Source organism: Anaerococcus urinomassiliensis (assembly GCF_900128425.1).
GTDB lineage: Bacteria > Bacillota > Clostridia > Tissierellales > Peptoniphilaceae > Anaerococcus > Anaerococcus urinomassiliensis.
Window position 1 is genome coordinate 428,423 of the sequence record NZ_LT635782.1, and the last position, 11,733, is coordinate 440,155.

Here is an 11,733-nt window from a genome sequence, read left to right on the forward strand (position 1 = left end):
GAGAGAGAATATGAAAATAAACTTAGTGGGAAAAAACATAAACATCACCCAAGACATCAAAGATGAAGTAGAAAAGAAATTCGATCGACTTAACAAATATTTTGACGACCAACAAACTATGGATGTCAAGATTTCCGAAGAAGGCAATGACTATAAGGTAGAATCTACCATAATTCTTGATGGAGGTACTATACTCAGAGCAGAAAATATGGAAGAGTCCTATCAAAATGCTATCGATAGAACCATGGATGCTCTCGTTCGCCAGATTAGGAAACACAAGACTAGATTATTAAAGCACAGGAACTCAGGCTCAATCAAGTTTGAAAGCTTCAACGAATCTTTTGACAGCGAATACAATATCGATGATTCTTATGACGATGATGAAATCAAGATTGTTCGTGAAAAGGAAGTAAAGATGAAGCCAATGAGTGACCAAGAAGCAGCAATGCAAATGGAATTACTTAACCACGATTTTTATGTTTACCAAGATGATCAAGATATGAATCTATGTATAGTATATCGTAGAAAAAATGGTGGTTATGGAGTGATAATTCCAACCCAAAGATAAATTCACAAGGGGGCGGTATATCCGCTCTTTTTTAATTGAAAAAAACTTATTTATAGGTATGATAGTAAACAGTAATTACTTATATAATTATAGATTACGCAGTCTCTTAAGTGGCTTAAGTTCTACTGCGTTTTTTATATGAATAAGAAGATAAGCTAGTCTATTATCTCGTAACTTTACAAAATAAAAGTTTTCATTTAATATATTAGTGAAATAATTTGATTATTTTTACCCTCATGGTTAATAGCTAAAGCCATGAGCCTAAGATGATTAGAAAATTGGAGAGTGAATAATTTGGCAATATTTAACCTATTTAAGTCATTTAGTCAAAAAGAAATAGACAACAATATGAAAATTGTTGACAAAATTCTTGCCCTAGATGAAAAAATGCAAAGTCTTAGTGACGAAGAATTAAGAAACAAAACAGAAGAATTTAGACAAAGATTAAAAGATGGAGAAACTCTAGATGATTTGCTTCCAGAAGCTTTTGCAGTTGTACGTGAAGCAAGTGACAGAGTTCTTAATATGAAACATTACCCAGTTCAATTACTTGGTGGTATTGTTTTGCACAATGGTCAGATAGCAGAGATGAAGACAGGTGAAGGTAAGACCCTTGTTGAAACTTGTCCTGCATACTTAAATGCCCTTTCAGGTAAGGGTGTACACATAGTAACTGTTAACGACTACCTAGCAAAGCGTGACCAAGAGTGGATGGGAAAAATCTATACTTTCCTTGGTATGACTGTTGGATGCATAATCTATGGTCTAACCAACTCTGAAAGACAAGAAAACTACGCAGCTGACATTACCTATGGTACCAACAACCAATTTGGTTTCGACTACCTAAGAGATAACATGGTTATCTACAAGGAAGATATGGTACAACGTGGCCTAAACTATGCTATAGTCGATGAGGTTGACTCAATCCTTATTGATGAGGCTCGTACACCACTTATTATTTCAGGCCAAGGTGATGAATCAACTGATACTTACAAAAAAGCTAACGAATTTATATTAACCCTAGAAGGCAGAATCCTAGATCCAAATGAAGATGCAGAAATCGATCCATTTGATAGGGAGTTTAAGGTTGAAGACGTTGACTTTATAGTTGATGAAAAGAGAAAATCTTCTAACCTTACAGAAAAAGGTACAGCTAAAGCTGAGCAATATTTTGGTATAGAAAACTTATCTGACAGTGAAAACCTAGAACTATCTCACTACATCAACAACGCCCTTAAGGCTAATACTACTATGCATAGAGATATCGACTATGTTGTAAACCATGGCGAAGTTGAAATTGTAGATGAATTTACAGGTCGTATAATGCAAGGCCGTCGTTTCTCAGATGGTCTTCACCAAGCTATAGAAGCTAAAGAAGGTGTAGAAGTAAAAGCAGAAAGTAAGACTCTTGCTACAATCACTTTCCAAAACTACTTTAGAATGTACGATAAGTTATCAGGTATGACTGGTACTGCAAAGACTGAAGAAGAAGAGTTTGACGAAATCTATAACCTTGACGTTGTAGAAATCCCAACTAATAAACCAATAGCAAGACAAGATGACGTTGACCATGTTTATATCAACGAAAATGGAAAATACAGAGCAATCATCGAAGAAATCAACAGAGTCCACCCAACAGGACAACCTATCCTTATAGGTACTATATCAATTGAAGCAAGTGAGAGGTTATCAGAAGCTCTAAAGAGAGCAGGTATCAAACACACAGTACTTAATGCTAAAAATCACGAAAGAGAAGCAGCTATCGTAGCTGAAGCTGGTCGTTTTGGTGCAGTAACAATAGCAACCAACATGGCAGGTCGTGGTACAGATATTATGCTTGGTGGTAATGTCGATGATATGGCTAAGCAAAAACTAAAAAGAGATGGTATGAGCGAAGAACTACTAGAACAAGTAGATAGCTTTGCAGAAACCAACGACCAAGAAGTCTTAGAAGCTCGCAAGAAATACAGACACGAAAAAGACATCATAAGACCTAAAGTAAAAGAAGAAGCCGAAAAAGTAAAAGAAGTTGGTGGCCTATACATCATAGGTTCAGAACGTCACGAATCACGCCGTATAGATAACCAGCTACGTGGTCGTTCTGGTCGTCAAGGAGACCCAGGACAATCAAGATTCTTTATATCTCTTGAAGATGACCTAATCAGGCTAAATGGTGGCGAACAAGTTGCCAAATTCATTGAAAGTGCAAACTTTGACGAAGATGAGCCAATAGTTTCAAAAATGGTTACAAGGTCTATTGAAAAGGCTCAAACCAGAGTAGAAGCAAATAACTTTGCTACTCGTAAAAGAGTATTGCAATACGACGATGTTATGAACAAGCAAAGAACCATCATCTACAACGAACGTAAAGATGTACTTTATGGTCATGACATGAAAGAAACCATCATCGCTATGATCAAAAATGTTATAGCAGATGCAGTTTATACATTTACAAACCAAGAAGTAAAACCAGAAAACTGGGAAATGGTAGCTCTACTTAACTATCTAAACAGCCTTGGTATACCAGTAACCCAACTACATTTTGAAAACATCAACAACTACAGCCAACAAGATTTGATTGACTATATTACAGAAGCAACTCTTGCAAAATACGAAGACAAAGAATCACAATTTGGATCTTCAAACATGAGAGAAGTAGAAAGAGTAATCATGCTTCGTGTAATCGATCAAAAATGGATGGATCACATCGATGCCATGGATCAAATGAGAAAAGAAATCGGTGTTCGTGCAATGGGTAACGAAGATCCAGTACGTGCATATACAAACGAAGGTTTCGATATGTATGAAGAGATGACAAGATCTATCCAAGAAGAAACTGTAAGATATATGATGAATGTTGAAATCAGACAAAATATCCAAAGAAAACAAGTTCTAGTTCCAGACAAGGAAGAGCAACCATCAGATGATGGCTCAAGTGATGTTGAAGTTCTATCAGCTAATGAACTTTCAGATGAAGATGACCAACTTTCTAACCTAAACAGGGCAGAACGTAGAAAACTAGAACGTATAGCTAAAAAATCTAAGGTTAAGAAATAATAATGGCAGAAATATACCAACTTAGAGAAACAATTGAAGAATTATCGGCTACAATGAAATTAATCGGAGACTCTCTTTGACCCAGAAAGTCTGAAAAAAGAAGTAGATTCTTTAGAAAAACAAACATATCAAGCCGATTTTTGGGACGATAGTGAAAAGGCTCAAAAAATAATGGCAGACTTGTCAAACAAAAAAGATGAGCTTTCAAACTACAATTCTATAATGGAAGGATTGTCAGATAATACCGACCTCATTGACCTAGTAGAAATGAGCGAAGAGTCTGAGACAAATACCTTAGATCAAATAGAATCTGACCTTAAAAAACTTTCTAAAAAAGTATCATCTATGAAGCTAACTACCCAGCTAGATGGAGAATATGACAAAAACAACGCATATATGTCTATCAACGCTGGTGCAGGTGGGCTTGAGGCAACTGACTGGGCGTCAATGTTGCTTCGTATGTACACCAGATATTTTGACCAAAATGGCTTCAAATACGAAATAACAGACCTAAACAACGAAGAAGCTGGCGGCATCAAATCAGCTACCATAGCTATCAAAGGAGCCTATGCATATGGTTATCTCAAAGGAGAAAAAGGGGTCCATAGACTTGTCCGTATATCTCCATTTGACTCCGGTGCAAGACGACACACTTCATTTTCATCAGTGGACATATTCCCAGAACTTGATGATACTACCGAAGTGGAAATCGACCCAAATGATTTAAGGATTGATACCTACAGGGCAAGTGGGGCTGGTGGTCAACACGTCAACAAAACTGACTCAGCAGTAAGGATTACCCACATACCAACAGGTGTCGTAGCTAGTTCTCAAGCCGAACGTTCTCAAACGCAAAACAAAGAAACAGCTATGAAGCAACTTTATGCAAAGCTAGTTCAAATTGCTGAAGAAGAACAAAGGGAAAAAATAGAGGACATCCAAGGCAAATACACACAAATTGCCTGGGGTAGCCAAATCAGATCATATGTATTCCAACCATACACCCTTGTAAAAGACCACAGAACAAACTACGAAGTAGGCAATGTGGAAAGCGTTATGGATGGCGATATCCAAGGATTTATAGACGCATATTTAGCAGAAAGCCATAAGGATAATAAATAGAGGGGATTTATCCTCTCTTTTTTAAAAGGAGAATATTTTGGACGAAAAAAATATAATTTTGACAGGAGATAGGCCGACAGGTCGTCTTCACCTAGGACACTATGTAGGTAGCTTAAAAAACAGGGTTAAAATGCAAAACGAAGGCAATTTTGACAAGATGTATGTTATGATTGCCGATAGCCAAGCTCTTACAGACAATTTTGACAACCCAGCAAAAATCAGAGAAAACCTCATCGAAGTTGCTCTTGACTATCTTTCTGTAGGCATAGACCCAGAAAAAGTCACCATATTTGTCCAATCACAAGTAGAAGAGCTAACAGAACTTACATTTTATTTCCTAAATCTAGTCACCCTATCAAGACTAGAACGCAATCCTACAGTAAAAAGCGAAATCAAACTAAGAAATTTTGAGACAAGCCTACCAGCTGGATTCTTGATTTATCCAGTAAGCCAAGCTGCAGATATCTTGCTTTTTGATGCAAATATAGTACCAGTTGGTGTGGACCAAGAGCCAATGCTTGAGCAAGCCCGTGAGATTTCTAGGTCATTTAACAACATATATGGCAATCTTTTTGTAGAGCCAGAAGCTGTTTTGCCGGAAAATGAAAATGCTCGCCGCATGCCAGGCATAGATGGTAATGCAAAGATGAGCAAGTCCTTGGGCAATGCTATCTACCTAGCTGATGATAAGAAGACCATCAAGAAAAAGGTCATGGCTATGTACACAGACCCTAACCACATCAATATAGATGATCCAGGCAAGGTCGAGGGAAATATTGTCTTTACCTACTTAGATGTATTTTCAAATGAAAGCCACTTTGAAAAATATATGCCAGATTATAAGAACCTAGACGAGCTCAAGCACCACTACAGAAGGGGAGGCCTTGGAGATGTCAAGGTCAAAAAGTTCTTGATCAAAGTATTGGAAGAAGAGCTAGAACCAATCAGGGAAAAAAGAGCCTACTATGAAAACCACATAGATGATGTCATAGCTATACTTGAAAAAGGTACAGCAGATGCTAGAAAAGTAGGAAGAGCAAAGATTGATTCTGTCAAGGCTCTTATGGGTATAGACTACTTTGCTGATGGTGGCTATATCGAAGAAATGAAGCAAAAATACAATAAATAGATTCCAAAAAGCCAATAATAAAATGTTATTGGTTTTTTATTTGACTTGTTTTATTAAGATAAAAAAATGATAGTGATAATTGTTATCTAATATCAGATATGGTTAAATATATATGGTAGAACATTTTAGAAAAGATAAGGAGTTAATATGAAAGATAGCAAAATTATCCTAATAGGAACTGGTGCTGTAGGCTCTTCCTTTGCCTATGCTTCTACACTACTTGGAGTAGGCAGAGAACTTGGCATCATTGACATAAACGAGAATAAAGTAGAAGGCGAAGTAATGGATTTAACAGATGCCATAAGCTTCACCAAACCTAAAAATATATACAAGGCTGATTATAGCGACTGCAAGGATGCAGAAGTAGTTGTAATCACTGCAGGAGCAGCCCAGAAGGAAGGCGAAACAAGACTTGATCTAGTAGAGAAAAATCTTGCCATTTTCAAAGATATGATAGGAAAGGTAGTTGCTAGTGGCTTTGATGGCATATTTTTGGTAGCTAGTAATCCTGTTGATATACTAACTTACGCAACTTGGAAATATTCTGGATTTCCAGCCTCTAAGGTCATAGGGACTGGTACAACCCTAGACTCATCAAGGTTTAAGAAAGAAATCGCCGGTCTAATAGGAATCGATCCAAGAAGTGTGGATGCATTCATCTTGGGAGAGCATGGGGATACAGAATTTCCAGTATGGTCACATACAAATATAGGTGGTCTTCCTATATATGAATGGGTCAAAAACCAAAGCGAACTTGATGAAAAAGCCCTGCTTGGTACCTTTGAGAAGTCAAAAAATGCAGCCTATGAAATAATAAAGAAAAAGGGTGCAACTTTCTACGGTATAGGTATGGCACTTACAGCTCTAGTAAGGGCTATCATAGACGATGAAAATTCAGTTTACTCAACATCATCATACCTAAATGGGGAATATGGACTCAATGATATTTATATTGGTGTTCCAACAATAATTGGCAAAGATGGTGCAAAATGGGTCATAGAAGTACCATTGATCGACATAGAAAAAGAAAATATGGACAAATCTGCCAAAACATTAAAAGATATCATAGAAGAAAGTAAATTATAGAATTTTGGGTCTGTTGCAGAATGAATAAATCGTCCCAAATCACTAGAGGAACCTTATGGGAAAATTTTGCCTCCATGAGCCGGCGGGCTATGCTAAAAATTTCCATAAGAACCCTTTAGCAATGGGACGAAAGTTATTCATAGTTTTGCAACAGGCCATTTTTTATATCTTTTATTTCGCTTTAAAGTGTGATATACTTTTATTAAAAATTTTAACTATGAGGTAAAAAATGGAAAAGAAATTTTCTTCAAAAATAGGATTTATATTAACAGCAGTAGGCTCAGCCGTAGGCATGGCAAATATATGGGGATTTCCTTATAAGTTCCAAGAGGGAGGACTAGTCTTCTTAATATTTTACCTAGCCTTTGTCATACTTTTTTCTTACGTGGGCCTAAGCAGCGAATTTGCCGCAGGAAGGATGAGCCGAAAAGGCTCGCTTGGTTCTTATGAGATTGCCTTTGAATCAAGCAACAAGAACAAAAGATTAGCGAGAATCTTAGGATATATCCCACTACTTGCACTTTTCTTGATAGCCATAGGATATTCTGTCATAGTTGCCTATGTATCAAAAGCTTTCATAGATTCTCTAAATGGACATCTTTTCATCATTCCAGCAGAAGAATGGTTTAACGGCTTTGCCAATAAAAATTATGGGGTAGTAATCTACCATATTGTCATAATAGTTATAACTATCCTAACTTGTATAGGTGGGGCAAATACTATAGAAAAATCCAACAAAATTATGATGCCAACTTTTTTTGTATTATTTTTCTTATTAGTAATCAGGATAATATTTTTAGATGGATCCATAGAAGGATACAAGTATATGTTTAGATTTGATCCTAGTAAAATAAATCTAAATACAATCATATCTGCCATGGGCCAGGCGTTTTTCTCCCTATCCTTAACAGGTGCAGCTATGGTAACTGTCGGATCATATACAGATGATAGTGTAGACCTTATGAATTCATCCAAACAAACAGGCCTTTATGACACAATTGCAGCTTTATTAGCTTCTTGTGTTATGATACCAGCCCTATCCGTATTTAATATGCAACAAGTGGGAGGACCTGGACTATTGTTCATATCCCTACCAACAATACTCCAAAATATAGCCTTTGGACGTGTATTTTCCATCATATTATATCTGGCTGTCATATTTGCAGGCATATCTTCCCTACAAAATATGTTCGAACCAGTTGTATCTTCTATAACCGGCAGATTTGACAAACTTAGCCGTAATCTTGCTTTATTAATTATAGGGCTTGTCACAATAGCCATAAGTCTAAATATGGAAACTATAGATAAGGTAGGTCATTACATGGATATAGTATCCATATATATAATGTCTATAGGAGCTTCTATTGGTTCTATAACATGGTTTTATATACTAAAAAAGGACAAGCTATTAGCAGAGATAAACAAATCATCCAAAAAAACATATGGAGATAAATGGTACAAAATTGGCAAGTATGTATACGTGCCAATAGCAGTAGTTTTGACATTGCTTGCTTTGATATTTAAAATATCTTTCTAATTGAATAAATTAAAATTTGTGATATAATTCCTTTATAAACACTATTGCTTTAAAGGGATAAATTATGAACAAAAAATTTTCATCAAGACTAGGTCTCATCCTATCAGCAGTAGGTTCTGCTATAGGAATAGCAAATATCTGGGGTTTCCCGTATAAATTCCAAGAAGGAGGCCTAGTATTTTTATTATTTTATATATTATTCGCTGGAATATTTTCCTATGTAGGCCTATCATCTTAGTTCGCAGTCGGTAGGATGGCAAAGACAGGTACCTTAGGTGCCTATGAGTATTCTTTTAAGTCAGCCAATAAAAACAAGACTTTGGGTAGATTTATAGGCTATGTACCACTTGTTGGAACTTTTCTTATAGCCATAGGATATTCTGTCATAGTTGCCTACATACTAAAAGGCTTTGTAGATTCGCTTACGGGTGAGATATTTAGGACGTCATCAGATATCTGGTTTGCTGGATTTGCAAATAGAAAGTATTCTGTGATGACCTACCATATAATCATCATTATAGTAACAATGTTAACCTGTCTAGAAGGGGCAAGTTCTATAGAAAAGACCAACAAAATTATGATGCCTACATTTTTTGTACTTTTCTTAATCCTTGCTCTAAAAGTATTAAGCCTACCAAACTCTTTGGAAGCTTATAAAGATATGTTTACTTATAGGCCAGAACATATGAATATGCAAACTATAGTAAATGCCATGGGCCAGGCTTTCTTTTCTCTATCTATAACAGGATCGGGCATGATAGTCGTAGGAGCATACATTGACAAAAAAGAAGACCTTATTCATTCATCAGTACAAACTGGAATATTGGACACACTCGCAGGCTTGATATCTTCTTTTGTGATAATTCCTGCTATCAGCGTCTTTAATATGGATAAAGCTGGAGGTCCTTCTTTACTATTTGTAAGCCTACCTACAATACTTAACAATATTCGTTTTGGGAGAATATTTGCAATCATACTCTACCTAGCTGTAGTATTTGCAGGCATATCCTCTCTACAAAATATGTTTGAAGTCATAGCAGAATCAATTACCCACAGATTTGGCAAACTGACTAGGAAGGAAGTATTTATATCTCTTGGACTATTAGTATTTTTGCTGGGAGTAAACCTTGAAACCATAGGATCTTTTGGACCTTATATGGATATTATATCTATCTACATCATACCAATAGGTGCATCAATAGGAGCTATTAGTTGGTTTTATATCTTGCAAAAGGATAAGCTACTTGCTGAGATAAATCAATCTGCCAAGAGAAATTACGGGCAAAAATGGTATAAAATAGGTAAGTATATCTACGTGCCTATAGCAGTAATCATAACTATATTGGCACTAGTATTGAAAATTTCATTCTAGAAAGGATAAACAATTGATAAAATATTTACTTTGGGATATTGACAATACACTTCTAAGCTTCGACTTGGCTGAAAGGGCATCCATGACAAAAGGCTTTCAATTATTTGACATAGACATAAGAGATAAAAATGCCCTAGACGTCTACAAAGATATAAATGATAAACATTGGAAGATGCTAGAAAAAGGAGAGAAAACTCGTGAGGAGATCTTGACGGGGAGGTTTGAGGAATTCTTTGACCTCTATGACATAGACTATGATGATAGCTTGGTAAATGATTTTAACCTCTTTTACCAAGAAGAACTTGGCAAGCAAGTATTTTTCAATGACTATGCCAAAGAAGTTCTCCAAAAATTAGGCAAAAACTACAAGCAATACGCTGTGACCAATGGATCAAAAGTTGCCCAAACTGGCAAACTCAGAAACTCAGGCCTAGATAAAATCTTTGATGGAGTCTTCATATCAGAAGACTTGGGCTATGACAAACCTAGCAAGGAATTTTTTGACATAGTTTTTGAAAGTATTGGTTCAAAAAATAAGGATGAATACATCCTAATAGGAGATTCTCTCACATCAGATATGCTTGGAGCAAACAATGCCGGTATCAAAAATATTTGGTACAATCCAAAAGATTTTGACAATAAGGCAAGTGTAAAAGTCGACTACAAAATAAATAATCTAAAAGAGGTCATCGAAATATTAGAAAATATTGAATAAATCAATGCTTTCGGTATTAATTAGTAAAATTATGTTTTCATGATTAAATATAAATATTTTGGGTACCTTATTATTGAGTGGTAAATCAATTAGCAAGTTAGTAAGATAAAACATTAAAATTATTTTTGATTAGTATTATAATTGTGAATAATTTCTAAATGTGAATCACCATAGTTATGTTATTTACTAAAAAATAGATTATATACTAATGATAATACGAAAATTGACCATATAATTATATATTAACTAGGAGAATAATAATGAAAATAAAAACAATAATATTTTCTTTACTAGCGATTTTAGCATTTTCAAGCATATCCTACGCAGGCAATAATGCTGATGTTGATTTTAAAGATGCCACGATTAAGACTTGGTACGACAATTTAAGCCAAGATGAGAAAACTTCAAAGAAAATAGTTATAGAAGAATTAATGGACTTAGATAATAAGAGAAGTGAATGGTTAGGATGGTATAATTCTTTATCTAATAAAGAAAAGCAAGCAGTTGATTTTGATGGTTATAGGTCAGCAATTGATTCTATTATAAAAAATAACAATATAGCTTATATTCATAGACTAAAAGAGGCCATAGATAAAAACAAAGAGCAAATTAAAATAGTAAAAGATTTGATGACAAATTATCCAAAAACTGTAAATAAGGTTAAAGATAAGCTTGAAAAATTAATTGACCAATCTTCAAAATTAATAAAAGAATCCGAAGAACTTTTATTAGAACTTGAAAAATAAAAATTTAAAAATTAGAGAAAATATTTTCTAATTTAAAACCTCATACCTTAATGGTTGTACAATAAATCGTGTTGGCAGAAGTAATGATCCTTCTTCTAATACGATTTTTTTCTTAAAGAGAGGAATACATCCTAATAGGAGATTCTCTAACATCAGATATGCTTGGATCAAACAATGCAGGTATTAGAAACATTTGGTACAATCCAGAGGGCCTAGCTAATGACCTAGGCATAAGAATTGATTATACCATCCACCAATTAAATAAGGTTGTCGATATATTAGACGACTTAAGATAAAAGTCCCAAATTTGGGGCTTTTTTGATATTTAAAATGTTGGCCTAAGAAATGGAATGTTGAAGTAAAAGTAAAAATGATTTTTTTATTAAAGCCATTATATTTCA

9 protein-coding genes and 1 pseudogene are annotated in these 11,733 nt (G+C 35.0%); all 10 read left to right on the forward strand.

Annotation, left to right across the window (positions count from 1 at the left end):
* The first annotated feature begins 10 nt into the window (after nucleotides 1-10).
* Nucleotides 11-568 (forward strand): ribosome hibernation-promoting factor, HPF/YfiA family, encoded by a 558-nt coding sequence (gene hpf, locus BQ7474_RS03090; protein WP_073997560.1) that lies wholly within the window; start codon nucleotides 11-13, stop codon nucleotides 566-568.
* Between the two features lie 294 nt (nucleotides 569-862).
* Nucleotides 863-3,625 (forward strand): preprotein translocase subunit SecA, encoded by a 2,763-nt coding sequence (gene secA, locus BQ7474_RS03095; RefSeq protein WP_073997561.1) that lies wholly within the window; start codon nucleotides 863-865, stop codon nucleotides 3,623-3,625.
* A 2-nt stretch (nucleotides 3,626-3,627) separates the two neighbouring features.
* Nucleotides 3,628-4,747, forward strand: a protein-coding gene (gene prfB / locus BQ7474_RS03100) for a peptide chain release factor 2 (RefSeq protein ID WP_143179980.1) whose coding sequence is annotated in 2 segments (ribosomal slippage) — nucleotides 3,628-3,702 and nucleotides 3,704-4,747 — 1,119 coding nt in all. Because the reading frame shifts where the segments join, the coding sequence is not laid out codon by codon here.
* 37 nt (nucleotides 4,748-4,784) lie between these two features.
* Nucleotides 4,785-5,876, forward strand: coding sequence for a tryptophan--tRNA ligase (gene trpS, locus BQ7474_RS03105; protein WP_073997562.1), 1,092 nt, complete (start codon nucleotides 4,785-4,787; stop codon nucleotides 5,874-5,876).
* A gap of 147 nt (nucleotides 5,877-6,023) precedes the next feature.
* Entirely contained in the window at nucleotides 6,024-6,962 is a 939-nt protein-coding gene (locus tag BQ7474_RS03110) for an L-lactate dehydrogenase (RefSeq protein ID WP_073997563.1), read from the forward strand.
* Nucleotides 6,963-7,191: 229 nt separating this feature from the next.
* Entirely contained in the window at nucleotides 7,192-8,499 is a 1,308-nt protein-coding gene (locus BQ7474_RS03115; protein WP_073997564.1) for a sodium-dependent transporter, read from the forward strand.
* A 64-nt stretch (nucleotides 8,500-8,563) separates the two neighbouring features.
* Nucleotides 8,564-9,871 (forward strand): annotated as a pseudogene (locus BQ7474_RS03120) (sodium-dependent transporter).
* A 13-nt stretch (nucleotides 9,872-9,884) separates the two neighbouring features.
* Entirely contained in the window at nucleotides 9,885-10,586 is a 702-nt protein-coding gene (locus tag BQ7474_RS03125; RefSeq protein ID WP_073997565.1) for a YjjG family noncanonical pyrimidine nucleotidase, read from the forward strand.
* 260 nt (nucleotides 10,587-10,846) lie between these two features.
* Nucleotides 10,847-11,332, forward strand: coding sequence for a hypothetical protein (locus tag BQ7474_RS03130; protein WP_073997566.1), 486 nt, complete (start codon nucleotides 10,847-10,849; stop codon nucleotides 11,330-11,332).
* 128 nt (nucleotides 11,333-11,460) lie between these two features.
* Complete coding sequence (locus BQ7474_RS10595; RefSeq protein WP_328585406.1) at nucleotides 11,461-11,628, forward strand: HAD family hydrolase; 168 nt, start codon at nucleotides 11,461-11,463, stop codon at nucleotides 11,626-11,628.
* The last annotated feature ends 105 nt before the right edge of the window (nucleotides 11,629-11,733 follow it).